The sequence below is a fragment of the Arthrobacter sp. GW460-12-1-14-TSB2 genome, assembly GCF_059423525.1.
In genome coordinates this window covers 14,429-38,769 of the sequence record NZ_JBWKYC010000005.1, presented here as the reverse complement: position 1 = coordinate 38,769, position 24,341 = coordinate 14,429, and the positions used below count along the sequence as shown (strand labels likewise).

Below are 24,341 nucleotides of genomic sequence, written 5' to 3'. Positions count from 1 at the left end.
TCGCGAAGCGGGGGCACCCGGGGCGCTCCACACCGCACGTTCATACGAAACACACCATACAAACCCCGCGGGCAGCGTCACGGTACGCTCACCGCCACATCGAAAGAGTAACCCCATGGATCCCCTGCACCTCCGCTCCGCCGGCACCAGCCTGGTGATCAGCTTCGACAGCGGGGAGGCCGAGGTCATTCATTGGGGCGCCGATCTGGGCGCTTCACTGCCCGATCTGGCAATCCTCGGCGAACCGATCCCGCCCTCCGCCATCGACGCCGCCGTCCCTGCCGGGCTGCTGCCGCAGGCATCGTCGAGCTGGCGCGGACGCCCTGCCCTCCGCGGGCACCGGATCGCCGACGGCGTGCCCGGCTACGATTTCTCCGTCCGCCTCCGCGTCGCGGACGTCAAAACCGGCGGAAAGTCCGCCGCCGGGAATTCAGCCGTGATTGTCCAGTCAGATCCGGACGCCGGCATCACCGTCGAATCCACGCTGGAACTGCACGACGGCGGCCTGCTGGAAATGCGCCACACCGTCACCAACACCGGCACTTCACCCTTTCAGCTCGACGAACTGGCCACCGTGCTGCCGGTGGCTCCTGACGCCGTCGAACTCCTTGACCTGACCGGACGCTGGTGCCGTGAACGCCACCCGCAGCGCCGGGCCATCCAGCAGGGCACCTGGGTGCGGACAGGGCGGCACGGGCGCACCGGCCACGATTCCTCGCTGCTGCTGGCGGCCGGCACGGCGGACTTCGGCAACCGCCATGGCAGGGTCTGGGCCACCCACCTTGCCTGGAGCGGAAACCACGAACAGTTCGCGGACACCATCGGCGACGGCCGGACCATGATCGGCGGCTCCGAGCTGCTGGGCCCGGCCGAAGTGGTCCTCGAGCCCAACGGCAGCTACACCACCCCCGCACTCTTCGCGGCGTACTCGGACCGCGGCCTGGATGGCATCAGCGAGGCCTTCTACAGCTGGTTCAGGAACCGTCCGCACCACGTGCTGCCCTCGGCGTCAGCCGTTTCAGGCGCAGGCAAGGCGGGCACCGGCAAGGCCCGGCCCGTGGTGCTCAACGTCTGGGAAGCCGTCTACTTCAACCACGATCTCAGCACGCTGATCGAACTGGCGGATTCGGCGGCGGACCTGGGAGTGGAACGCTTCGTGCTCGACGACGGCTGGTTCCGTGGCCGCCGGCATGACCAGGCGGGCCTCGGCGACTGGTACGTTGACGAGGGCCTGTGGCCGGACGGCCTCACACCGCTGATCGAGGCCGTCACGTCCCGCGGGATGGAATTCGGCCTCTGGGTTGAGCCGGAAATGATCAACCTGGACTCCGACGTGGCGCGCGCCCACCCGGAATGGATCGTTGGACCCGCTGTCCGGTCCCACAAGGACGGCGGCCGGCTGCCACTGACCTGGCGCCATCAGCACGTGATCGACCTGGTCAACCCCGAGGCCTGGCAGTACGTCTTTGACCGCATCGACGCCCTGCTCCGCGAAAACAACATCAGCTACCTGAAGTGGGACCAGAACCGGGACCTCACCGAGCACGGCCACGCCGGGCGCTCCTCCGTGCACGAGCAGACACTCGCCGCCTACCGCCTCTTTAGCGAGCTCAAGGGGGCCCACCCGGGCCTGGAGATTGAGAGCTGTTCGTCCGGCGGCGCCCGCGTGGACCTGGGGATCCTGGAAACGACCGACCGGATCTGGGCTTCGGACTGCAACGACGCCCTGGAGCGCCAGACCATCCAGCGCTGGACCGGGCTGGTGGTGCCGCCGGAGCTGGTGGGCGGTCACATCGGCCCCACCACGTCCCACACCACGGCACGCACGCACGACATTTCGTTCCGAGCCATCACTGCCTTCTTCGGGCACTTCGGCCTGGAATGGGATGTCCGCCAGGTCCACGGCGCGGAGCGCGAAGAACTCAAGCGGTTCATCGGCCTTTACAAGGAGCACCGCGGCCTGATCCACTCCGGCCGGATGGTCCGCGCCGACGTTGCCGACGATTCGCTCATGCTTCACGGCGTGGTGTCCCAGGGCACCCCGGAGACCGGAGACACGGCTGCACTGTTCGCGCTGGTCAGCACCAGGACCTCGTTCGCGGAACGTCCGGGACGCATCACCATTCCGGGACTGGACCAGGACCGCAGCTACCGGGTTGAGGCCATCTTCCCGACGCCCGGCGACGCAGACTATGCGCACAACTTCACCCAGGCGCAGCCACCCGCCTGGCTGGCCGCCGGAGCGGAAGCCAGTGGCCGGTTCCTGGCCGAGGTGGGGCTGCCCATGCCCGTCCTCAACCCGGAACACGCACTGCTGCTGCGCTTGACTGCCGTGTAGGTTCAGCGACTCCCAAAGAGCCTGGCGGCCGGGTACCAAACCCGGCCGGCAGGCTCTCTGCTTTCCACGTCCGCTCAGCGGGCGTCCAAAGTCCGCTCAGCGGGCGTCCAAAGTCCGCTCAGCGGGCGTCGACAAGGACCACCTCGTACTTGCTGGCCCCTTGAACGCCGAACTTCGCGTTAACCACGGCGAGAGTATCGCCGAACAGGGCCGCCGTCGTCGGGACCTGGAAGTCAGGGCTGGTGATGACGTCCTTGACCTCGAAGGAATCCAGCCGGGAGTCCAGCCGGACGCGGCTCACCTGGTTGATCATGTTTTGCACGGCCCAGAGGGTGTTCCCCTTCACCACAATCCCGTCCACGAAGGGCAGGCCGGCACCTGTGATCTTTACGCTGTCGGCGGTCTCACCGGAGCCCGGCTCCACCGTATACAGGGCTTCGTTCGCAGAATGGGCCAGGATCAGCGTCCGGCCGCCCCGGACGGCCGCAATGCCGTTCAGGTTGAAGTCGGCGGGAGTCTCGGCAGCAGGTCCTTTCAGCGTGAGCGTCCTGACCTCGTCACCCGGCTTGCCGTGGCGATCCACCGGGACAAAGTACAGCTCGCCCTTCACGGAGTTGGTGAACCAGGCGCCGTCATCCGTGACGGCGACATCGTTGATGAAAGCCGGATCCCGGGTCAGCTGGTAGGTGGCCACAGTCTTCCGCGAGCCGGTGTCATAGACGTAGGCCTGGCCGGTGGTGCCGCCGGCAACGAAGAGCAGGCCGTTCTCCACGTCCACTTTCATGCCGACCGCCATCCGGCCGTCCGGCACATCGATGTACAGCCTGGCCGTCCCGCGGCGGATGTCGCCCCGGAAGATGTCCCCCTTCATGAGGTCCCCGGCAAAAAAGGTGGTGCCCTCTCCCTCGGCTATGCCTTCGGCGGACGAAGCGCCGGGAAGCTCAATGACCTTGTCATCGCCCTTCGTCGACGGCGGACCGGCAGACGCAACGGGTGCCGGAATTATGAGTGCTGCGAGGGCCACCAGTCCCACGGCGGCACGGCGCATCGCTTTTCCTGAATCCACATTTTTGCAGCGCATGATGACGCTCTCTCCAGATCGGGCTTTTCGCGCGAGCTGACCGGTACGGGAGCTCCGCACGATGGTCCTTCAAGTCTAGGCACCGGCACAAAGCGTGGCCAGAGGTTCGGAAATGGCATGCGTGCCAAGATGGACCGTGACCGATTCGTGCGAGGTTTTGGTGGTCGGCGCGGGGCTTGCAGGGCTGCAGTGCGCCCGGGAGCTGCAGGCAGCCGGGCGTGAAGTGCGGGTGTGGGAAGCCGCAGACGACGTGGGCGGCCGGATCCGCACGGAGCACGTGGACGGATTCCTGGTGGACCGCGGGTTCCAGGTCCTGAATCCCGCCTACCCTGCCGTCCGCCGCTGGGTGGACGTCGGTGCCCTGGACTTACAGCCCTTCGGTGCCGGGCTGGGAGTGCGACGCGACGAGGGATTCGCCGTGCTGGCCCATCCCCTGCGCGAACCGCAGCTGATCGCCGGGACCTTCGGCAGCGGCCTGGCAAAGCCGCGCGAGGTGGCTGCCCTCCTTCGCTGGGCGGCTCCCGCCGTCGTCCGGTCCTGGCGGCAGTACGACGGCGGCGGACGTCGCGCCGCCGTGTCTGGCCGGGACGTGACGCTGCGGCAGGCACTGGACGACGCGCGTGTGGCGGGCGAACTCCGCCGGGTGGTTGAACGGTTCTTGGCCGGGGTGCTCCTCGAAGACGACGGCAGCACCTCCAATGACTTCGCCCGGCTCCTGCTGCGCACCTTCGCGCTCGGAGTGCCGGGGCTGCCGCGAATGGGCATGCAGGCCCTGCCGCGGCAGCTGGCCGCCTCGCTCGCCACGCCTGTCCGCACCGGGATAAAGGTGAATTCCATCCGGCGCGAAGGCGGCTCCATGCTGGTCCGTGCCTCCGGTGCCGAGCTCCGGGCTGAGCAGGTGGTGGTGGCTACGGACCCGGCCGGCGCCGAAACCCTGGCGTTAGGAAACGACGGCGGCGGTGCGGCGGGCGGCGTTCCCGCCATGAAGGGCGTGCTGACGCACTGGTTCGCGGCCGGCGAGCCTCCGTCCCGGCTGAACCTGCTGTGCGTTGATGCGCGGGAGCGGCCGGGCGGCCCCCTGGTCAATACGGCGGTCGTTTCCAACGCAGCTCCGGGTTATGCCCCCGCCGGCAGGCACCTTGTGCAAACATCGGCGCTGTTCGGCCCGGGCCGGCCGGTGCCCGGCGATGACGCTGTCCGCCGGCATGCCGCTGAAATCTACGGGGCGGATGCCACCGGATGGGAGCTGGTGGCCCGGCACGAAGTTCCGAATGCCCTGCCCGTCCAGCCTCCTCCATTGGGGTCCCCGCAGCCTGCTGAGATCGCACCCGGAGTCTTCGTCTGCGGCGACCACCGCGCCACCGCCTCCATCCAGGGCGCCCTCGAAAGCGGCCATCTCGCGGCGCGGGCCGTCCTGCGCGCGGACTTCCGGTAGCGCGGATGCGGTTATCCGTGTCCCGGCACATCACGGCCCCCGCCGCGGACGTGTGGGAGCTGCTCACCGACGTCGGCCGCTGGCGTGAATGGGGGCCTTCCGTGACGGATGCAGAACTGGACTCGCCCGGCTTCACGGCCGGCAGCACCGGCCGGGTGCGGACGGTCACCGCTGTCACATTGCCCTTCACGGTGACGGAATACCGGGCGGGCCGTTCCTGGTCCTGGTCCGTGGCCGGAATCCGCGCGACCGGGCACCTTGTGGTTCCGGAAGGGGACGGCTGCCGGGTCACGTTCACGGTTCCTTGGTGGGCGCCCGCCTACCTCCCAGTTTGCTCTGCGGCACTGCGCCGCATTGCCAGGATCACGGTCCGCCCCGTCAGCCCGCCGTAAAGAACAGCGCACGCCGCATGCAAAGCGATAGATTTGCTCTCATGACTGAAGCCTCCCCCGCCACCGAAGCCGGCCGCGGCACCATCCTTGTCCTCAACGGACCCAACCTGAACCTGCTGGGTACCCGGGAACCGGAGAAGTACGGCACCGCAACGCTGGCCGACGTCGAACAGCTCGCCAAGGAGGCCGCCGCCGCCTACGGCCTGGAAGTTGAATGCTTCCAGTCCAACCACGAGGGTGCACTGGTTGATGCCATCCACGCCGCGCGGGGCAAGGCCATCGGCATCGTCCTCAACGCCGGCGCCTACACCCATACATCTGTGGCCATCCGCGACGCCATCTCCGCAGTACAGCTGCCCGCGGTGGAAGTCCACATCACCAACGTCCATGCCCGTGAAGAGTTCCGGCACCACTCGTATCTTTCGGACATCAGCAAGGCCGTGATCGCCGGCGCCGGCGTGATGGGCTACCGGTTCGCCGTCGAATACCTCGCAGAACTGAACGCCGGCAGGGCCTGATCATGGGCGCGGGGAACGCGGGCACCGCGGACTGGTACCGGAACTTCGGTACGGTCGATGCGCCGGCGTCCTCCCCGTGCTACGCAGAGTGGTCGGTGGGAATCGCCGGCGATCCTGAACTGATCAGCCGTATTGAACTGTGGCCGCACAACAAGCGGCAGCCCCTGCTGATCCTGGCGGCAGCGCGGTTCCTGGGCGCCGGGATCACGCCGTACCGAGAGTTCCGGGAGTTCCTCCTTGCACGCTGGGACGAGGTCTCGCGGATCGTGCTCTCCCGCGCCACGCAGACCAACGAGGCAGGCAGGTGCACCACTCTGCTGCCGTCCCTCGCCGTCATCGCCGGCTCGACGGGCCGTCCCCTGGCACTGATCGAGGTGGGTGCCTCGGCCGGGCTCGCGCTGTTTCCGGACAAGTACGCCTACGAGTACGACGACGGCGCGTCAGTCACGTGGCTGGTGCCACAACCGGACGGGGCCCGGTCCGCGGCGGAGGAGCCGCCCGTTCTGCGCTGCACCGTGGAAGGGGCCGTCCCGCTTCCCGCAGAGCTCCCCCACGTGGTGTGGCGGGCCGGGATTGACCTGAACCCCCTGGACATCAACGACCCCGACGACGTCGCCTGGCTTGAAGCCCTGATCTGGCCGGAGCAGGACTTCCGCCGCGAGCGGCTGCGCCGGGCCATCGCCATAGCGCAGCAGGATCCGCCGCTGCTGGTGGCCGGTGACCTCAACGAGCAACTGGTGTCGCTCGCCGACCAGGCACCGCCGGACGCGACCCTGGTGGTATTCCACAGCGCCGTGATGGCCTATCTGGACGCCTCCCAGCGGGAAGCCTTCCGTGCCACGATCGGCACCCTTGCGGCAGAGCGCGGCTGCCACTGGCTGTCCAACGAGGGCCACACGGTACTTGCCCAGGCCGACGGCTCCGTGGTGGTGCCGGAAATGGATGACTCGCGGCTGCAGGGCCGGTTCCTGCTCCTCCAGGACGGTGTACCCGTGGCCATCGCCGGGCCGCACGGCCAAACCCTGGAGTGGCTCTAGGGCCCCCGCCCGCTTACTTCTGCATGCACCGCCCGCTTACTTCTGGATGCACTGCCCGGAGGAAACGGGGCTGCTCAGGCCCGGCGCCTGGGCGGCCACCGGCCCGAGGTCGTCCATGGTGATGGCAAAGCCCAGCTCGGCATCCGACGTGGCTTTCGCGAAGATCACACCGGCAACCAGGCCTTCAGTGGTGAGGAGGGGCCCGCCGGAGTTGCCCGGCTGGACATCGCCGGCAAGCCGGTACACGTCTTCCGGTGCCGGGTTGCCGCCATAGATGTCAGGGACCAGGACGGTGGCGATGTCCTGGATCGTTGCCGGTTTGGACTGGAAAGGCCCGCCGTGCGGGTAACCTGCGAACGCGGCCGGGCTGCCGGCCGGCAGGTCCGCACTCAGTTGGAGCGGGGACGACGGAAGTCCGTCCACGGCAAGGACAGCGAGGTCATGCTGGCTGTCGAAGTAGACCACCCGGCCGGGCAGGGCCCCTCCTCCCGGGATCTCCACCACAGGCTGCGACACGCCCGCCACCACATGGGCGTTGGTCACAACACGCCCCGGCGACACCACGAAGCCGCTTCCGGTCTGGTTCTGGCCGCATTGGTAGGCGGTGCCCGCGATTTTCAGGACCGACTCCGCGGCCTGGTTCAGGGCCGGTGTGTCCGTGCTCGCGTTGGGAATGGCTACCTGCTGGCCTTGCCCGAGCCCCTCGATGAGCGTGGGTATGCCGTCCCCGATCACGGTGGAGCGCAGCTGCGCCACGGCTGCTTTCACCGGTACGGGCGTGAGTCCGTCGATGAAGCGAATAACCTTCGACTCCGCCAGCTGCTGGGAAACGAACGGCACGCCCAGGGCGCTGATGCTGAAGGACAGCATGGACATGACGAGGGCTGCCACCACCACGTTGACTGCTCCGCCCACCACCCGGTCCATGGCCCGCAGCGGCTGGATCCGCACGGCACTGCGGATTTTGCGGCCGATCATGGTTCCCAGTGCATGCCCCAGGACAATAAGCACGACGGCGGCGGCAACGATCGCGGTGAGCCGCCAGCCGCTGTCCTCCACTAGGTTGCTGACGATGGGCACGGACACAAACGCAGCCACGGCACCGACGATAAACCCGGCAATGCCGCCAAGGGTCACCAGGAAGCCATTGCGAAGGCCATAGATCAGGTAGGACAGCAGCGTCAGGATCAAGGCCAGGTCCAGGATGGTCAAGCCGAACACGCGGGCTCCTCACAAAAACAGGTAAGCCCCAATTCTAGTGGCGAACCCTGACAGTTTGCCGTGACTGACAGCCGCCCAGAGCAACCGCGAGGCGCTCCGGAAAGCCCGCTCCCGCCGTCGAAATCTGCGTTGTAAAGGCGCCCCACAGGTCCGGTACCGGCCTCAGAACCGCCATTTCAGGCGTTTCGCGTGCCAAGTACGTCACAGAACCTTCAAAATTCTGAAACAATGGCTGAAGCGCCCCAGCCGACACATTTTACTCAGGAGATTTCATGGACATCGAGGTATTGCGCCGCGCACCCCTTTTCGCCACGCTCGACGACGAAGCATTCCGTCTGCTCACGGACGAGCTCACCGAGGTGGACCTGTCACGCGGAGCCTCGGTCTTCCGCGAAGGCGACCAGGGTGATCAGCTCTACTTCATCGTCTCCGGCAAGGTGAAGCTGGGCCGCACGTCACCGGACGGCCGCGAATCCCTGCTGGCAATCCTCGGCCCGGGTGAGCTCTTCGGCGAAATGGCCCTCTTCGATCCGAGCCCCCGCACGGCCACGGCAACGGCCGTCTCGGAGACCCGCCTTGCCGGCCTGAAGAACGAAAGCCTCAACGCACTGCTGCGTACCCGCCCGGAGGTCTCGGCCCAGCTGCTGCAGGCACTGGCACGCCGCCTGCGCCGCACCAACGACTCCCTGTCGGACCTTGTTTTCTCCGACGTTCCGGGCCGCGTGGCCAAGGCGCTGCTGGATCTGGCCGACCGCTTCGGCCGCCCGGCAACCGACGGCGTCCTGGTGGCTCACGAGCTCACCCAGGAAGAGCTGGCCCAGCTGGTGGGCGCCTCCCGCGAAACCGTGAACAAGGCCCTGGCCGAATTCGTCCAGCGTGGCTGGCTCCGCCTGGAAGCCCGTGCCGTAGTGATCCTGGACATGCAGCGCCTCCGCCAGCGCTCACGATAGTCAAACTGCGTCCGGCCCGAGGCCGGCATCCTCCGCGTGCTGCACCTCCATCGCTTTAACGCACGCTTCCGGATGCCGGACCTCGGGCCTTTGCGTTTAATCAGGGAAATTGCCGGTCGTCCCTTATCGGGAGAATGACGCGCAAAAATCCCCGCGACACAGAAGATGCCTGGCGACAGCCGAATAACGGTGTCGCCAGGCATTTTCAGTGTCGTCAGCCAATTTGCGAGTCGTCACCGATCGGCCTCCAGCACCAGGACCGACAAGAACTGCGAGAGCGTCGCCGAAAAAGCGACAGGAACTGCGAGAGCGTCGGCGAAAAAGCGACAGGAACTGCGAGAGCGTCCGTTAAAGCCGGGCGGCGGTCCTTTGAATAGGAGCGCATCGGACTCCGGAGGTCGCCCAGCGACCGGAGTGACGCCCGTCGAGCGTGTCTAAGCGAAGCGAAGGCCGGTGCCCGGCTAACGCGACCACCGGCACTGCCGGACCGCGCCTAGCGCTCCCGCTGCGGCTCGCCGGCGACCGTCTTGGCAGCCTCGACTTCGAGCATCAGCTTGCCGCCTTCTTCGACCAGCTTCGGCTGGTAGACGTGTGCCTTGCGTTTGTAGCTCAGGTAGGCGATGCACCCGTTAGCTGCCGCCATCTTCTCCAGCATGATCTCGGAGCCCGGAACCAGCAGCCGGCCGAGGGTTAGGCCCACGGTGTTTTCCTGGCCCACTTCATCGCCCAGGGCGGTGGTGTCACGCTCCGCGATGACCTTGCTGGCACAGACCCAGCGGCCCCAGACACCTTTGCTTCCCAGCAGCGTGGGCTGCTGGTTCACGGGCACAGTGGCGGCAAAGTAGCGGGTATTGAAGCGCCGGTGGGCAAAGTCGGGGCTGAGCCAGTTGACCAGCGGTTTCAGCAGGTCCGTGCGGAGGGAAAGCCCGCGCTTGGCCAGGACGTCGGTGAAGGATTTTTCCTGCTCGGCAACAGCTATCCTGGCGCGCATCCATTCCGGAGTGGAAGTGGCTTCCACCGTGGTGGACAGGTCCGGGCCGGCCAGAAGCACACCGGTTTCTTCGAAGAGTTCGCGGATGGCGCCCACCACGTGGCGGCGCGCCAGCCCGACGTCGTCCGTTCCCATTTGTTCCGCCCAGTGCTGCGGTGAGGGGCCGAGCCAGCTGACGGCGTCGTCGTCGGACGCCTCAAGGGAACCGCCGGGAAAAGCGAGGACTCCGAGCGGCGAGGATCCGGGACGGTAGCCCAGCCACGTTTCCAGCCCCGTGGGGGCGTCGCGGAGGAGGACCACGGAGGATGCGAGGCGGGCGGCACGTGGCGTCCGCTCGCCGTGTTCGAGCCAGCTTTGTGCTGCCCCCTCAAGATCGGGAGGCAGCACAAACAGGCGACGGGCTAACTGGGGCAAGGGAAGTGACCGGCCTTAGCTAAATTCGGCGATCAGTTCGACTTCGACCGGTGAGTCCAGCGGCAGGACCGACACGCCGACGGCGGACCGGGCGTGCTGGCCGGCATCGCCGAGGACCTTGCCTAGGAGTTCCGACGCGCCGTTGATGACGCCAGGCTGGCCTGTGAAGGACGGATCGGAGGAGACGAAGCCCACCACCTTCACGATCCGGGTAATACGGTCGAGGTCGCCGATCACGCTCTTCACCGCCGCCAGGGCGTTGACTGCGCAGACCGCAGCGAAACGCTTGGCGTCTTCGGGAGAGACCGTCGGCTCATCCGCGAAGCCTTCGGTGCCCGTGGACACCTTGCCGGTAGCTTCGAGTTTGCCGTTAATAAAGGGCAGCTGGCCGGAGGTGTAGACGTGGTTTCCGGAGATGACTGCCGGGACGTAGGCGGCCACCGGGGCCGCGACTTCCGGAAGGGTCAGTCCCAGCTCTGCCAGCCGCTGTTCCACGGCCGATACCGGCGCTCCGTTTTCCGCGCCGGAGGCCGAATTTTCCGCGCGGGCCGGGGATTCCGGCGCCGTGCCTGCGGGGCTTGTCATAACTACTGCTTCTCCCTCTTGAGGTAGGCAACGAGGCCGTTGCCGTCAGGACCGGTGACGACCTGGACGAGCTCCCAGCCGTCCTCTCCCCACTGGTCCAGAATCTGCTTCGTGGCGTGAATAATGAGCGGAATCGTGGCGTACTCCCATTTGGTCATGAGCTAAAGACTAGTCCTTGCCGGTAAAGTGGAAAACATGGCGACTGGTAAGAACCCTTTATTCGACACGGCCACCACCCTCGGAAAGATCCTTGCTTTCCTTGGCGTGAGCGCTATTTGTGGTGTCCTGGTAGCGGGCCTGCTGGTCCCGGCGGCCGCTGTTTCCGGCAGCACAGCCAGCGGTTCCATCGAGTTCTTCGACACCCTCCCGGCGGAGCTGCAGGTGGACCCGCCCAGCCAGTCCACCAAAATCCTTGCTTCTGACGGAAGCCTGATCGCCAACCTCTACGCCGAAAACCGGACGCGCGTTGCACTGGACCAGATGTCGCCATTCATCAAGGACGCAGTGATCGCCATCGAGGACAGCCGGTTCTACGAGCACGGCGGCGTGGACACCACCGGCATCATGCGCGCGCTGGTCAGTACGGCCCGTGGTAACAAGCAGGGCGCGTCCACCATCACGCAGCAGTACGTGAACAACGTCATCAACGCCTCCCTCGAGGCCGAAGGCAACACCGAGGACATCAAGCTCAACGGCGTGAACAAGGGCGTGGGCGACAAGCTCCGCGAGATGAAGCTGGCCATCGCCCTGGAGAAGAAGTTCACCAAGGAGCAGATCCTCGAGGGTTACCTCAACATCGTGTTCTTTAACCGGGACGCCTACGGTATTGAAGCCGCGTCCAAGTTCTTCTTCAGCACCACGGCGAAGGACCTCACGCTCCCGCAGGCGGCGCTGCTGGCCGGCGTAGTGAACAGCCCGTCGTTCTACGACCCCATCACCAACCCTGAGAACGCGAAGACCCGCCGCGACCTGGTCCTCAAGTCGATGCTCACACAGCACAAAATCAACCAGCCGGAATACGAGGCAGCGGTCGCCGCCCCGGTGGAAACCAAGGTCACCCCGGCCCGCCAGGGTTGTGCCTATGCGTCCACCGCCCCGTATTTCTGTGATTACGTCCTGCACCTGCTGCTCAACGATCCGGCCTACGGCGCCGACGCCACGGAACGTGAACGGAAGATCTTCCGCGGCGGCCTGACCATCACCACCACCCTTGACCCCAAGGCTCAGAACGCGGCCCAGGCCCAGGTGGACGCGTCCGCAGGCGCCAACCCGGACAAGTGGGGCGCTGCGGTGGTTTCCGTCCAGCCGAACACCGGCAAGATCACCAACATGGCGCAGAACACGGTGTGGTTCGCCGGCGACGGCAAGTTCGACAGCCAGCTCAACTTCAGCGTCGACCAGTATGACGGCAACGGCAACGACCTCAACGGCCTCGGCGGTGCACAGCCCGGTTCAACGATGAAGCCGTTTACATTTGCCGAGTGGCTCAACGAGGGCAACTCGATGAACACGATCCTGAACGGCGCGGTTCGTCGCTATCCGCAAAGCTTCCCTTGGAAGAACACCTGCCAGACGCCGACTGTTGGCTGGTATGACAGCACCAACGGCGAATCCACGGACCTGCAGAATGCCGAGCCGAACTACTACCGTTCGATGACGGTCCTTGACGGGCTGGCCAACTCAATCAACACCATGACGTTTGCCACCGCCGCCAAGGTGGACCTGTGCGGAATCCAGAAGATCGTGGACGCCGTGGGCCTCCACGAAGGCCTCCCGCAGCGGGACGACACGGGAAAGATCACAAACCCGACGCCGCCAATCACCATGACGACGCTGGGCAACCTTCTTGGTTCCAGGCAGACTTCGCCGCTGGCCATGGCGAGCGCATTCGCCACGTTCGCGAATGACGGTAAATACTGCGCCCCGATCGCGATCACTTCGGTGACAGACCAGACCGGCGCCCAGCTGCCCGCCCAGGCCACGAGCTGCCGCGATGCGATCAAACCGGAAGTTGCCCGCGGCGTGAACTACGCCCTCCAGGAAGTCCTCAACCGCGGTTCAGGCTCACTCATCCAGCCCCGGATTTCCACCAAGACCAACTTCCCCATCGCAGCCAAGACCGGTACCTCCAACAACAACGGGTCGACCTGGGTGGTGGGCCACACCACCGGCCTGGCCACCGCCGCGTGGTTCGGTGATGCGCTCGGAACTCAGCAGCGCGCGGGCCAGAACGTGACCGTCAACGGCAAGTTCTATACGGGCATCGACGGCTACATGATCGCCGGGCCGATGTTCTCCAACTTCATGTCCCAGGTTGCGCCCGCGTACGGCACCAACCCGTTCACGGCCCCGCCGTCCAACATGGTCAACGGGGCGCCCACGCGGACCACCACCCCGACGACGCAGAGCACCGCACCGGCAACCGCGCCGGCCACTCCGGCTCCGTCGCCGGAGCCCAGCAAGGACAACGGCAAGGGCAACGGGTAGCGCACCGATGGGGGACAAAGCAACGCTGGCAAGCCGCGCCCGGAGCATCGGGCGCGGCTTTGCCGTAACCGCGGCCGCCGGTGCCGCAGCCGGCATGGCAGCGACGGGGTACGGGCTGTGGGAGAAGAACCAGTTCGTCCTGCGCGAAGAAACCCTGCCCATTCTTCCGGCCGGTTTCGGTCCGTTCCGGATCCTTCACCTGAGTGACATCCACTTCGTCCCGGGACAGACCCGGAAGGCCCAGTGGCTGTCCTCGCTCGCGGAACTGGAACCGGACCTGGTGGTGAACACCGGGGACAACCTCAGCCATACCAAGGCGATCGACCCGCTCCTGAAGGCGCTGGCCCCCCTCCTGGAATACCCCGGCGTCTTTGTGCCCGGGTCCAACGACTACTTCGCGCCCACCATCAAGAATCCGGCCTCCTACTTCCTGGGACCGTCGAAAGCCCAGAAGAAGCCCGTGGAACTCGACTGGCCCAGGCTGCGCTCCTACTTCGGAATGTCCGGCTGGGTGGATTTGACCAACCGCCATCAGTCCGTGGTGCTGAACGGCCTGCGCTTTGATTTCTCCGGCGTCGACGATCCCCACCTAGGCCTGGAGAAGTACGCCGGCTGGCCCCGCGGAACCAAGGGCCAGGACAGGACCCCGCACCTCCGGGTGGCTGTCATCCACGCCCCTTACCAGCGCGTGCTGGACCACTTCACCGAGGACGGTGCGGACCTCCTGCTGGCCGGCCATACGCACGGCGGCCAGATCTGCCTGCCCGGGTACGGCGCACTGGTGGCCAACTGCGACCTCCCCACGTGGCGCGCCAAGGGACTCAACAACTGGGAAAGCAACGGGAGCACGACGCCGGTCAACGTCTCCGGCGGGATAGGCACCTCGCGCTTCGCACCGGTTCGCATCGCCTGCCGCCCCGAAGCCGTGCTGCTGACGCTGACCTCTGGCTGACTTACCGGGTGATCGAGTCGGTCGGGATGTCGGTTTCGGCAAGCTCAACCACCGGCCTCAACCACCGGCGCGGGCTGTGACTTTCGGCCCTATTTAACGTGCCCCAAGTTCAAGGTCGGCTAGCTCTGATTCAAGTTGCTGGGTCAGGTTCCGTAGGCGCCGAAGGTGCTCCTGGGAGACGCGCCCGGGCTGGGTCGTAACTTGTGCGTCGACGTCGAAGACGGTGTTGGGGCTGTGCCAGACATTGAACCATTCGAGCCCATGGCCGAGAGCGTCCCGGGTTACGCCTTGGAGCAGGAGCAGTGGTTCCCGGGTGTTGATGTTCAGTTTCCGCGCCAGGTCAGGATCTGAGGACACTGCCTGGACCTGACGGGGACCGCCGGCGGGGTGGTAGCCGTGGTCGCGCATCAGGCTGAGGAGTGACGCGTTTTCGAGCAGTTCTACGGTGAAGTGCGGGAAGAAGTCGCGCGGGACCCAGGTACGCATGAAGGCCACGGGCAGCTCGTCGAGGTAGCGGACCCGCTCAATTTTCCATGTATTGGTGGTGTTGAGGGCCTCGATGCCTGCCTGGGGCGGCTCGGAAGGTTCCACACTGAGGACATGGGTGCGCAGTCGCTGGCCATGCGCGGCCGCCTGTTCATCCAGGCCGCCGGCGCGCTGAACGTGCCGACGAAGGACAGGTGTTGCAGCTACCACGCTGCCGCGGCCGCGCTGGCGTCGGATCAGGCCGAGGTCCGCAAGGCCCGATAGGGCCTGACGCACAACGCTGCGGGAAACCCCGAACTGCCTTTGCAGTTCCTCCTCTGTGGGCAGAGAGGAGCCCGGGGACAGTGCAAGTTCCACGATCTGCCGGTGCAGGATGTCCCGAATTTGTGCGTGAAGAGGGCCTCCGGCTTCCCGGTTCAAACCCCCGGCGCGTCCCGTCGGCTCCGACGCTGTTTCTGCTGGTTCCAAACTCACGCTAACTCCTTTGCCGCTGTTCAAATCTTAGCCCTCCCGCTGTGTCCCTAGCGGGCTGCAGTGTTATCAGTCGGACTTGACGTGATCTACACCACCTATTATTGTACGTATCAAAGGTACGTACAACTTCGGTCCTGGATCACAGAAGATGCCGTGGACCCGAAGTGCGAGTCACCTGCTTGAGCCCGCATCGGCGCGTGAGCAAAGTGAAAGTACCTGCAGGTGACAGTCGGATACGTGAGTTTCAAAACCCCCTCGAATTGGAGAATCCATGCGCGACCCGCGCTCGGTGCGTTGCACCTACTATCTAGAGTCTGAGATTGACCCCGAGAAGGCCGCAGCCATCATGGCCGGCGAGCAGTCCAGCGGCACGTTCCTGCCGGTCCCCGGCGAGTCAGCCCGGATCCGGGAGCGGCACGCCGCTCGCATTTCGGACGTTCAGGAGCTTGGCTTTTGCCGGCCTTCCCTGCCGTCACGGGCAACGCCCGAGAAGGTCCGGGCTGCCCTTGTGACCGTTGATTTCCCGATGGAGAACGTCGGCACGGACCTGGCTACCTTGCAGACTGCCATAGCGGGCAATCTTTTCGAGCTAGGCGATCTGTATGCCTGCCGGCTCCAAGACATTCAGCTGCCCGGGGACTTTATCGCCGCGCACCCGGGCCCGGCCTTCGGCATCGAGGGGACGCGCAAGCTCATCAGTGACGTTCAGGGCGTGATGGTCGGCACCATCGTCAAGCCCAATGTCGGGCTCTCGGAAGAAGAGTTCCGGCTGGTAGTCCGGGAGCTGGCGATGGCGTCCATCGACCTGATCAAGGACGACGAACTGATGACCGATCCGGCGTACCTGCCATTGGAACGCCGGGTCGCGGTCGCCACCGAGGAAATCCGCGCCGCCGAGCAGGTTACCGGCCACGCCACCATGTACGCCTTCAACATCACCGGCGACCTCGCCGGGCTGCAGAAGCGCCACGACCTGGTTGTTGAAGCCGGCGGCACTTGCGTGATGCTGAACATCCCCGTGATGGGAATGCCCGCCCTGGCTTTGCTCCGCAGCTTCGCCGAGGTCCCCATTCACGGCCACCGCGCCGGCCTCGCTGCCTCGATGCGGTCCAAGGCCCTGGGCATGGACTACCGGGTCTGGCAGCAGATGGCCCGCCTCGCCGGCGCCGACCACCTGCACGCCAGCGGACTCGGCAGCAAGTTCTACGAACTCGATGAAGAAGTCGCTGCCAACATCCGCAGCCTGCTCGAACCCCTCGGACAGACCATTGCACCGCTGCCTGTGTTGTCCTCAGGGCAGAATGTCACCACTCCCGGCCCCACATTCGACGCAGTTGGTTCCACCGATCTGATGATGCTGGCTGGCGGCGGGGTCGCGGCCCACCCGGACGGTCCCGGCGCCGGAGTGCGCAGCCTGCGCCAAGCGTGGGAAGCAGCCGTGGACCGAGTGCCGCTGCAGTCGGCAGCCGACAAACTCGCGCAAACGGGGGACGATGCTCTCCTGCACGCCGTTCAGACTTTCGGGAAAGGTGCCTGACATGCCAGCTTTCGGTTTCGTCGCGGACGACCTCACCGGAGCCGCCGACGTCCTGGCCCAGTCCCACCGCTACGGCCTGGAAGCTGCACTGGTCATCGGGGACGCGCCGCTGCCCACGGACACCGACGTCGTCGGGTTCGCAGGACCGGCACGATCCCTGTCCGGAACAGCGTTCGACAACCTGGTAGCCCGTGACCTTGCCGGGATCGCGGCCCTGAATCTGGAGGTACTGCTCTACAAGGTCTGCTCCACGTTCGACAGCTCCACCACGGTCGGGAGCATCGGCCGCGGGATCCAGCTGCTCCATCGGCAATTCCCCCTGCACGGCCCCATTCCCGTGGTGCCGGCCCAGCCCGGCTTCGGCCGCTACACCGCCTTCAGCAACCATTACGCCACCTACGCCGGCGCAATCTACCGGCTGGACCGCCACCCGGTCATGTCCCGCCACCCGTCCACGCCCATGGCCGAGGCGGACCTGCGCCAGGTCCTGGCCGAACAGCTCGGCGGCACCCAGGTACCCGGGGCGATCCACCTGCCCGCCTATGCGGACGGCACCTTCAAGGACGCCTGGGCGGAGCGGCGCCGGGATCCCGGGGCACAGGCCTTTGTTGTCGACGCCGTGGATGAGCACCAGATGGACGCCATCGCAGAAGCCCTCACGCGGGAAGAACACGGCCACGGTCCCTCGATCGTCGTGGGATCCGGCGGCATTATGGCAGCCCTGGCACGGTCCATCTCGGACCAGGCTCCGCGCACACGCGGCCCGCAACGCCCGTCGGGACCGGTTCTCGCGGTAAGCGCTTCAGCGTCCAGCACCACAGCGGAGCAGATCAACGACGCCATCTCAAATGGTTGGGAGGACGTTCCCGTGCCTGCCGAACTGCTGCAGCGCGATGACACCGTCCTTGTGGCCGCCCTCGATGAACGCGTTTCCGCTGCCCTTCGGGCAGGCAGGAACGTCGTCGTTCACACCACCCGCGGATCGGCGGACCCCCGCTACGAAGCCGGCAATCCGGTGGACCCCGGCTACGTCGGCACACTGATCGGCGGCATCGCCGCCAGGATGGCCGATGCCGGGCTAACCCGCGACATCGCCGTCTGCGGTGGCGACACCTCCAGCCATGCACTCATCGCCATGGGTGTTCGCCAGTTGCGCGTTTCCGGCCAGTTCGTCACAGCCGGCCCAATCCTGCAGGCCGACGGCGCCTCCGCTGTCGGAGGGTGCAGGCTCCTGCTCAAAGGCGGACAGGTCGGCCCGACCGACATTCTGCGCCGCTTCGCCGGCCAACTCCCCAGCTGATACCCCAACACAATCCTCCACGCATCACCAGAACCAATGAAAGGCGGCCCCCATGCGGGCAGTAGTTAAGAACGCAGCAGAGCGAGGCGTCACCTACGTCACCGACGCCGGCGACCCTAAGGCAACAGAAGGCACAGTCGTCATCGAAGTAGGAGCCGCGTCCCTGTGCGGCACCGACCGCGAACTCTACGAATGGACCCCGTCGGCCCAGGCGTTCAACCTCAACCTTCCGGTCATCCTCGGGCACGAAGGCGCAGGGACCATCGTCGAGGTCGGCCCCGGCGTCACCGGACTGCAGGTTGGTGACCAGGTTGCCCTCGAAAGCCACCTGACCTGCGGACAGTGCTTCCCCTGCCGCACGGGAGACGCGCACACCTGTGAACGCACCGGGATCCTAGGCATGCACATCGACGGCGTCTTCGCCGAGTACGCCGCCGTGCCGCAGGAAATCTGCGTCAAGCTGCCCACGGGACTGTCACTCGAATCCGGAGCTTTGCTCGAGGCAGCCGGCGTGGCCGTGCATGCCATCCAGCGCGCCAACTACTCCGTCGCTGGCCGGGCCGTGCTCGTCAGCGGCGCAGGCCCGGTCGGCCTCGTCGTCGTGAACCTGGCACTGCTCATGGGCGCCAGCCATGTCATCGCCGTCGACCCCAACCCCTACCGGCGCGCCCAAGCCGAAAAGCTCGGTGCGACAGCCCTGCACCCCAACGACGGCATCATTGAACGCTGCCGCGAACTGACCGGCCGCCGCGGCGGCTTCGACGTCGCCTTCGAATGCTCAGGAGCGCCCGGCACCCTGACAACCCTCTTCGAAGCCGTCCGCCGCGAAGCCACCGTCATCACCGTCGGCCACCCCAGCCGCCCCGCCGAAGTCGACATCGCCGCCTACATCAACAAAAAAGGCATCACCCTTCGCGGCATCTTCGGACGCAGGCTCTGGGAAACCTGGGAACAAAGCCTGCTGCTGCTGGACTCCGGGAAGCTGGACCTGGACTGGCTCATCACCCACCGCAAAAAACTCAGCGAAATCGACGAAGCGGTCGAACTGCTCACCGGAGACGCCTGCAAAGTCCTGCTCATCCCAGGCCTCGGCTGACCCAACCCAACAACGGAACTGGCGGTCCGACCCGTGCAGCTCCCAACCACTCAGCTATTCACAGGAGAAATCAATGTCGATTCCCATCAAGAAAGCCCTGGAAAAAGTCCCCGGCGGCATGATGCTGGTGCCCCTTTTCATCGGCGCCATCATCCACACCCTGGCCCCGGACGCCGGTAAGTTTTTCGGTTCCTTCACCGGAGCCTTCTTCACCGGCCTTCCGCCGCTCCTGGCCGTGTTCTTCGTTTGCCTCGGCGCAACACTCGAAGTCAAGTCAACCCCCTACATCCTCAAAAAGGGCGGGGTGCTCCTCGGCTCAAAAATTCTCTTCGCCATCCTCATCGGCGTCATCGCCGGACGCTTCCTCGGCGAAGCGCCCATCGAAACCGGAATCCTTGCCGGCCTCTCAACCCTCGCACTCGTCGCCGCCCTGAACGATACCAACGGCGGCCTCTACATCTCCCTGATGGGACAGTTCGGCCGCAAACGCGACGCCGGAGCATACTCCATCCTCTCGCTCGAATCCGGCCCCTTCCTGACCATGGTCACCCTCGGCATCGCCGGCCTTGCTGCCTTCCCCTGGCAGGCACTTGTCGGCGCGATCCTCCCGCTGGCCCTGGGCATGCTCCTCGGAAACCTGGACAAGAACATGCGGCATCTCCTGGCCCCGCTGGTACCGGCAATGATTCCGTTCCTTGGCCTGGCCCTGGGCCTGACCATCAACCTCAACGCCGTCGTCGAAGCAGGACTGCTCGGCATCGCCCTCGGACTGTTCGTGGTCTTCATCGGCGGCGCAGTGCTGCTACTGGCCGACAAACTCACCGGCGGCGACGGCGTAGCAGGCCTCGCCGCAGCAACCACAGCCGGCAACGCGGCCCTCGTCCCCGCTATCGTCGCCACGGCCAACCCCGTCTACGCGCCGGCCGCGGAACACGCCACAGTGCTCGTGGCAGCCTCGGTTGTCGTCTCCGCAGTGCTCTGCCCAATCGTCACCTCAGCATGGGCCCGGCGGGTGCAAAAAAAGGAGGGCGCAGCGGACACCGAAGACAACTCCGCCGAGCAGGAGGCGCTAGCCCCCAAACATGCAGGTAGAACCCCAGAACTGACCTAGCAGTACTAAAGGAAAAGGGCGGGGCGTGCACACGGGTGCCCGCCCCGCCCATCCTTGTAAACCCGGACCTGGTGGACGGAAATGCCAAATGCACCGGACGGAACACCGGCAGGACAGCGCTTCCCGTCCCGGCGCAGTATTGCGGAATGCAATGACTGGGGAAGATTCCCGCGAGGCCCCGAATCCTGTGAACCGTGTCACTCGATGGCATAGGGTAGTTGCTAAAGGAAACTACATTCGCAGTTGAGCTTTAAGAAGCGGGCATGGCCAAGCAGACTCCATTCTTCACATCGATCAGCCGACTCTATCCCCATGTGAAGCCGATCATCCCCCGGCTTGTGATGGGACTTTTGTGCGCACTCCTCGCCAGTATCGTGGCGCTGGCCATCCCCCAGGCCCTGCGGGTCCTCATCAATGACTCGCTCCGGGTGGGCGGTGCCACGGACGCTGTGTGGGTCGCCTCCCTGATTATCCTGGGCCTGGGCATCGCCGAAGCCGGGCTGGTTGCCCTCCGCCGCCAGTTCGTCATCAACCCCGCAACCACCGTGGAAACCCGGATGCGGGTGTCCCTCTACGGGCACCTGCAGGACCTGACGGTCTCCTTCCATGACCGTTGGGGATCCGGTCAGCTGCTCTCCAGGGCCATGACGGACCTGAACTTCCTGCGCCGCTGGATGGCGTTCGGTGCCATCATGCTGGTGGTGACCACCCTGACGGTGGTGATTGGCGTCGTCGTGATGTTTGCCATGAGCTGGCAGCTGGCACTGATCTTCCTGGCCGCGGCCGTGCCCATCATGATCTACGGCTTCCGGTTCAGGACCCGCTTCAGCAAGGTGGCCCGACGCAGCCAGGACCAGGCCGGCGACCTCGCCACCACGGTCGAGGAATCGGTGCACGGCATCCGCGTGCTCAAAGCGTTCGGCCGCAGCCGCGAAGCCTTGGAGAACTTCAACGAACAGGCCGAGGAACTCCGCCAGACCGAGATCGCCAAGGCGAGGCACCAGGCCACCTTCAGCATGGTGGTCACCCTGCTCCCCGAGCTCGCCCTCGGCGCCGGGCTGGTGGTGGGCATCATGCTGGCTGCGGATGGCCAGCTGAGCATCGGTTCGCTCGTGGCGTTCTTCGCCACCGCAGCCGTGGTGGCCGCGCCCGTGGAATTCAGCGGCATGCTCCTGGCCATGGCGCTTACCGCCAAGACGGCCATCGACCGGCATTTCGAGGTCATGGACGCCGCCAACACCATCACCAGCCCGGAGCATCCCCGGGAACCCGGACTGCTCAAGGGCGCGCTCAGCTTCAACGCGGCGACGTTCGCCTTCGCGGACGCCCCGGACAAACCGATCCTCAAGGACGTCAGCCTGGACATCCGCCCAGGCGAAACCATGGCTCTCGTGGGAATCACCGGCAGCGGCAAGAGCGCGCTGCTCCAGCTGGTCCCCCGCCTCTACGACGTCACGTCCGGCTCCATCACCATCGACGGCGTGGACCTGCGCGAGTTCTCCGTGGAGCAACTGCGCACCGTGGTGGGCGTGGCCTTCGAAGACACCACCCTGTTCTCCAATTCCGTCCGGGATAATGTGCTGCTTGGCGCCAAGGAGCGGAGCCAGGAAACGCTGGAGGAGGCCCTGGACGTTGCCCAGGCCCACTTCGCCTACTCCCTTCCGGAGGGCCTGGACACGCTCATCGGCGAGGAGGGCCTCAGCCTATCCGGCGGGCAGCGGCAGCGCATTGCCCTGGCCCGTGCCATCGCTGCGAAGCCCAAGGTGCTGGTCTTGGACGATCCCCTGTCCGCCCTGGACGTCAACACCGAAGAACTGGTCGAAGCCCGGCTGCGTGAGGTGCTCGCCGACACCACCACCCTGATCGTCGCCCACCGGCCCTCCACCGTGGCGCTGGCGGACCGGGTGGCGCTGCTCGAGGACGGCCGGATCGCCGCCGTCGGGACCCACGCCGAACTGCTGGCGCACAACGAGCACTACCGCTACGTGATCGCCAGCCTCGAAACGGAACCACGGGACCTGGATTCCGAACTTTCGGACCTCTCAGAATTAAGCGACGAGTCCGAGGAGATTTCCCGATGACCGCCGCTACCTTCGGCACCGCCAACGAGGACAACGCCCACCTGAGCAAAAGCGAAAGCAAAACCGTACGACGGCGGTCGCTCGCCTTGCTGGGCTCCCTGATCCGCCCCGTCCGGCTGAGGTTCTGGCTCACCATCACCATGGTGGTGCTCTCCCAGGCCGCCCGGGTGGCCGGACCGGCGCTCATCGCCTTCGGGATCGACCATGCCATGCCGGCACTCCGGGCCGGGGACAACATCCCGCTGGTGCTCACCGGCGTGGCATATCTTGCCGCTGCGGTTGCGACGGCCGGCCTCACGGCGCTGTATGTGACCTCGACGGCGAAGCTGAGCCAGGCGATGCTGCTGGACCTGCGGGTCCGCGTCTTCCGGCATACGCAGCGGCTCAGCCTCGAGTTCCACGAGAAGTACACGTCAGGGCGAATCATCGCCCGGCAGACCTCCGACCTTGAAGCACTGCGTGAACTCCTGGACTCCGGCGTCAGCTCGCTGGCCTCGGGGATGCTCTTTATGGTGTTCACCGCCATCACGGTGTTCGCCCTGGATTGGCGCAGCGGCCTCATCGTACTGGCCGCAGGCGTGCCCATGTACTTCCTGGCCCGCTGGTACCAGAAGCACTCCCAGATCGCGTTCCGCGAATCCCGGGTAGTGTCCGCCCGGCTGATCGTGCACTTCGTGGAAACGATGACGGGCATCCGGGCCGTGAAGGCCTTCCGCAAGGAGCGCGAGAACGCTGAGCGCTACGGCGAACTGTCCGAGGACTACCGCAAGGTGACCGTACGCTCGATCAACCTCAACGGCGTCTTCCAGCCGGGGCTGGTGCTGATCGGCAACGTCTGCGTCGCGGTGGTGCTGCTTTTCGGCGGCTTCCGTGTGCTGGGCGGGGACCTCGCCGTCGGCGTGCTGCTGGCCCTCATCCTGTCCACCAAACGGTTCTTCCAGCCGGTGGACCAGATGGCCATGTTCTACAACTCCTTCCAGAGCGCCCAGGCTGCCCTCGAGAAGGTCTCGGGTCTGCTGGAGGAGGTTCCCACCGTTCGGCCGCCGAAGAACCCCGTGGCGCTCCCCGACGCCCGCGGCACCATCGAATTCAACGGCGTGGAGTTCCGGTACGGCGACGGACCCCTCATCATCCCCCGGCTGGACCTGCATATTCCGGCCGGGCAGATCGTGGCCCTGGTGGGCCAGACCGGTGCCGGCAAGTCCACGCTGGCGAAACTGATCGCCCGCTTCTACGACGTGACCGAGGGGTCGGTGACACTGGACGGGGTGGACCTGAGGAACCTCACCACGCCGGACTTGCGGCGGAACGTGGTGATGGTGACGCAGGAAGCCTTCCTGTTTAGCGGCTCCGTGGCGGACAACATTGCGCTGGGCCGTCCGAAAGCCTCCCGCGAGGAGATCGAAGAGGCTGCCCGGGCCGTTGGCGCGTACGACTTCATCATGGAACTGCCCCAGGGATTCGACACCGACGTCAACAAGCGCGGCGGGCGCGTCTCAGCCGGCCAGCGCCAGCTCATCAGTTTCGCCCGGGCGTTCCTGGCCCGCCCGGCGGTACTCATCCTCGACGAAGCCACCTCCTCGCTGGACATCCCGTCGGAGCGTCTGGTGCAGGGCGGGCTCGCCGGCCTGCTGGCGGGCGTGGCAGGGCACGACGCCGGCCGCACGGCCTTGATCATCGCCCACCGGCTCTCCACAGTGGAGACCGCCGACCGCGTCCTGGTGGTCCACGACGGACGCGTCGTGGAGGACGGTACGCCGGAGGAACTGATCGGCGGCGGCGGGCGGTTCTCGGAGCTGCACGGGGCGTGGAAAGACTCGCTGGTGTAGCTCCCGAGGGGCTTCCGGGCGCCGAT

Annotated in this window: 20 protein-coding genes; 14 read left to right on the top strand and 6 right to left on the bottom strand. The window is 66.0% G+C overall.

Annotated elements, in window-relative coordinates; translation table 11 throughout:
* The first annotated feature begins 115 nt into the window (after positions 1 to 115).
* Complete coding sequence (locus tag AC07YR_RS08960) at positions 116 to 2,338, top strand: alpha-galactosidase (protein WP_494733749.1); 2,223 nt, start codon at positions 116 to 118, stop codon at positions 2,336 to 2,338.
* Positions 2,339 to 2,456: 118 nt separating this feature from the next.
* On the opposite strand, the gene AC07YR_RS08955 is transcribed toward AC07YR_RS08960, so the two are convergent.
* Entirely contained in the window at positions 2,457 to 3,386 is a 930-nt protein-coding gene (locus tag AC07YR_RS08955; RefSeq protein ID WP_494733748.1) for an SMP-30/gluconolactonase/LRE family protein, read from the bottom strand.
* Positions 3,387 to 3,555: 169 nt separating this feature from the next.
* Here AC07YR_RS08955 and AC07YR_RS08950 point away from each other — a divergent pair, with 169 nt between their 5' ends.
* From AC07YR_RS08950 to AC07YR_RS08935, 4 genes are read left to right on the top strand one after another with little or no spacing between them, the layout of a single operon-like run.
* Positions 3,556 to 4,854: an NAD(P)/FAD-dependent oxidoreductase gene (locus tag AC07YR_RS08950; RefSeq protein WP_494733747.1), complete on the top strand. Its 1,299-nt coding sequence runs from the start codon at positions 3,556 to 3,558 to the stop codon at positions 4,852 to 4,854.
* A 17-nt stretch (positions 4,855 to 4,871) separates the two neighbouring features.
* Positions 4,872 to 5,246, top strand: coding sequence for an SRPBCC family protein (locus AC07YR_RS08945; protein ID WP_494733746.1), 375 nt, complete (start codon positions 4,872 to 4,874; stop codon positions 5,244 to 5,246).
* Between the two features lie 41 nt (positions 5,247 to 5,287).
* Positions 5,288 to 5,764: a type II 3-dehydroquinate dehydratase gene (gene aroQ / locus AC07YR_RS08940; protein ID WP_055805009.1), complete on the top strand. Its 477-nt coding sequence runs from the start codon at positions 5,288 to 5,290 to the stop codon at positions 5,762 to 5,764.
* Positions 5,765 to 5,766: 2 nt separating this feature from the next.
* Positions 5,767 to 6,801, top strand: coding sequence for a DUF2332 domain-containing protein (locus AC07YR_RS08935; RefSeq protein WP_494733745.1), 1,035 nt, complete (start codon positions 5,767 to 5,769; stop codon positions 6,799 to 6,801).
* Between the two features lie 36 nt (positions 6,802 to 6,837).
* On the opposite strand, the gene AC07YR_RS08930 is transcribed toward AC07YR_RS08935, so the two are convergent.
* On the bottom strand, positions 6,838 to 8,022 hold the full coding sequence (locus AC07YR_RS08930) for a MarP family serine protease (protein ID WP_494733744.1): 1,185 nt from the start codon (positions 8,020 to 8,022) through the stop codon (positions 6,838 to 6,840).
* 272 nt (positions 8,023 to 8,294) lie between these two features.
* On the opposite strand from AC07YR_RS08930, the gene AC07YR_RS08925 reads away from it, so the two are divergent.
* Positions 8,295 to 8,972: a Crp/Fnr family transcriptional regulator gene (locus AC07YR_RS08925; RefSeq protein ID WP_011693220.1), complete on the top strand. Its 678-nt coding sequence runs from the start codon at positions 8,295 to 8,297 to the stop codon at positions 8,970 to 8,972.
* A gap of 493 nt (positions 8,973 to 9,465) precedes the next feature.
* Here AC07YR_RS08925 and AC07YR_RS08920 read toward each other — a convergent pair whose 3' ends face one another.
* Genes AC07YR_RS08920 through sp36 form a run of 3 tightly spaced genes read right to left on the bottom strand, consistent with a single transcriptional unit; the run spans position 9,466 to position 11,120 of the window.
* Positions 9,466 to 10,377: an NUDIX hydrolase gene (locus AC07YR_RS08920; RefSeq protein WP_055805017.1), complete on the bottom strand. Its 912-nt coding sequence runs from the start codon at positions 10,375 to 10,377 to the stop codon at positions 9,466 to 9,468.
* Positions 10,378 to 10,392: 15 nt separating this feature from the next.
* Positions 10,393 to 10,962 carry a RidA family protein gene (locus tag AC07YR_RS08915; RefSeq protein WP_028269890.1) on the bottom strand — a complete coding sequence of 190 codons (570 nt, stop codon included), beginning with the start codon at positions 10,960 to 10,962 and terminating at the stop codon, positions 10,393 to 10,395.
* Positions 10,963 to 10,964: 2 nt separating this feature from the next.
* Positions 10,965 to 11,120 carry a Sp36 family protein gene (gene sp36 / locus AC07YR_RS08910; RefSeq protein ID WP_011693223.1) on the bottom strand — a complete coding sequence of 52 codons (156 nt, stop codon included), beginning with the start codon at positions 11,118 to 11,120 and terminating at the stop codon, positions 10,965 to 10,967.
* Positions 11,121 to 11,157: 37 nt separating this feature from the next.
* Here sp36 and AC07YR_RS08905 point away from each other — a divergent pair, with 37 nt between their 5' ends.
* Both AC07YR_RS08905 and AC07YR_RS08900 read left to right on the top strand, forming a co-directional pair.
* Entirely contained in the window at positions 11,158 to 13,449 is a 2,292-nt protein-coding gene (locus AC07YR_RS08905) for a transglycosylase domain-containing protein (RefSeq protein ID WP_055805019.1), read from the top strand.
* Positions 13,450 to 13,456: 7 nt separating this feature from the next.
* Complete coding sequence (locus tag AC07YR_RS08900; RefSeq protein ID WP_494733743.1) at positions 13,457 to 14,401, top strand: metallophosphoesterase; 945 nt, start codon at positions 13,457 to 13,459, stop codon at positions 14,399 to 14,401.
* A 93-nt stretch (positions 14,402 to 14,494) separates the two neighbouring features.
* Here AC07YR_RS08900 and AC07YR_RS08895 read toward each other — a convergent pair whose 3' ends face one another.
* Positions 14,495 to 15,361 carry a GntR family transcriptional regulator gene (locus tag AC07YR_RS08895; RefSeq protein WP_494733742.1) on the bottom strand — a complete coding sequence of 289 codons (867 nt, stop codon included), beginning with the start codon at positions 15,359 to 15,361 and terminating at the stop codon, positions 14,495 to 14,497.
* Between the two features lie 271 nt (positions 15,362 to 15,632).
* Between AC07YR_RS08895 and AC07YR_RS08890 the strand changes: the two genes are divergently transcribed.
* The 6 genes from AC07YR_RS08890 (at position 15,633) to AC07YR_RS08865 (ending at position 24,315) form a co-directional block, all read left to right on the top strand.
* On the top strand, positions 15,633 to 16,898 hold the full coding sequence (locus AC07YR_RS08890) for a RuBisCO large subunit C-terminal-like domain-containing protein (protein WP_494733741.1): 1,266 nt from the start codon (positions 15,633 to 15,635) through the stop codon (positions 16,896 to 16,898).
* A 1-nt stretch (position 16,899) separates the two neighbouring features.
* Positions 16,900 to 18,198 (top strand): four-carbon acid sugar kinase family protein, encoded by a 1,299-nt coding sequence (locus tag AC07YR_RS08885; RefSeq protein WP_494733740.1) that lies wholly within the window; start codon positions 16,900 to 16,902, stop codon positions 18,196 to 18,198.
* 52 nt (positions 18,199 to 18,250) lie between these two features.
* Entirely contained in the window at positions 18,251 to 19,294 is a 1,044-nt protein-coding gene (locus tag AC07YR_RS08880; protein ID WP_494733739.1) for a zinc-dependent alcohol dehydrogenase, read from the top strand.
* 73 nt (positions 19,295 to 19,367) lie between these two features.
* Positions 19,368 to 20,405, top strand: coding sequence for a 2-keto-3-deoxygluconate permease (locus tag AC07YR_RS08875; RefSeq protein WP_494733738.1), 1,038 nt, complete (start codon positions 19,368 to 19,370; stop codon positions 20,403 to 20,405).
* A 263-nt stretch (positions 20,406 to 20,668) separates the two neighbouring features.
* Positions 20,669 to 22,486 carry an ABC transporter ATP-binding protein gene (locus tag AC07YR_RS08870; protein WP_494733737.1) on the top strand — a complete coding sequence of 606 codons (1,818 nt, stop codon included), beginning with the start codon at positions 20,669 to 20,671 and terminating at the stop codon, positions 22,484 to 22,486.
* Positions 22,483 to 24,315: an ABC transporter ATP-binding protein gene (locus tag AC07YR_RS08865; RefSeq protein ID WP_494733736.1), complete on the top strand. Its 1,833-nt coding sequence runs from the start codon at positions 22,483 to 22,485 to the stop codon at positions 24,313 to 24,315. Before AC07YR_RS08870 ends, AC07YR_RS08865 begins: the two co-directional genes overlap by 4 nt.
* Positions 24,316 to 24,341 lie beyond the last annotated feature (26 nt).

Excerpts from the sequence above, each read along its gene's own strand:
- AC07YR_RS08960 (WP_494733749.1), top strand. The coding sequence starts at position 116 with ATGGATCCCCTGCACCTCCGCTCCGCCGGCACCAGCCTGGTGATCAGC.
- AC07YR_RS08955 (WP_494733748.1), bottom strand. The coding sequence starts at position 3,386 with ATGCGCCGTGCCGCCGTGGGACTGGTGGCCCTCGCAGCACTCATAATT.
- aroQ (WP_055805009.1), top strand. The coding sequence starts at position 5,288 with ATGACTGAAGCCTCCCCCGCCACCGAAGCCGGCCGCGGCACCATCCTT.
- AC07YR_RS08935 (WP_494733745.1), top strand. The coding sequence starts at position 5,767 with ATGGGCGCGGGGAACGCGGGCACCGCGGACTGGTACCGGAACTTCGGT.
- AC07YR_RS08925 (WP_011693220.1), top strand. The coding sequence starts at position 8,295 with ATGGACATCGAGGTATTGCGCCGCGCACCCCTTTTCGCCACGCTCGAC.
- AC07YR_RS08915 (WP_028269890.1), bottom strand. The coding sequence starts at position 10,962 with ATGACAAGCCCCGCAGGCACGGCGCCGGAATCCCCGGCCCGCGCGGAA.
- sp36 (WP_011693223.1), bottom strand. The coding sequence starts at position 11,120 with ATGACCAAATGGGAGTACGCCACGATTCCGCTCATTATTCACGCCACG.
- AC07YR_RS08905 (WP_055805019.1), top strand. The coding sequence starts at position 11,158 with ATGGCGACTGGTAAGAACCCTTTATTCGACACGGCCACCACCCTCGGA.
- AC07YR_RS08900 (WP_494733743.1), top strand. The coding sequence starts at position 13,457 with ATGGGGGACAAAGCAACGCTGGCAAGCCGCGCCCGGAGCATCGGGCGC.
- AC07YR_RS08890 (WP_494733741.1), top strand. The coding sequence starts at position 15,633 with ATGCGCGACCCGCGCTCGGTGCGTTGCACCTACTATCTAGAGTCTGAG.
- AC07YR_RS08885 (WP_494733740.1), top strand. The coding sequence starts at position 16,900 with ATGCCAGCTTTCGGTTTCGTCGCGGACGACCTCACCGGAGCCGCCGAC.
- AC07YR_RS08880 (WP_494733739.1), top strand. The coding sequence starts at position 18,251 with ATGCGGGCAGTAGTTAAGAACGCAGCAGAGCGAGGCGTCACCTACGTC.
- AC07YR_RS08875 (WP_494733738.1), top strand. The coding sequence starts at position 19,368 with ATGTCGATTCCCATCAAGAAAGCCCTGGAAAAAGTCCCCGGCGGCATG.
- AC07YR_RS08870 (WP_494733737.1), top strand. The coding sequence starts at position 20,669 with ATGGCCAAGCAGACTCCATTCTTCACATCGATCAGCCGACTCTATCCC.
- AC07YR_RS08865 (WP_494733736.1), top strand. The coding sequence starts at position 22,483 with ATGACCGCCGCTACCTTCGGCACCGCCAACGAGGACAACGCCCACCTG.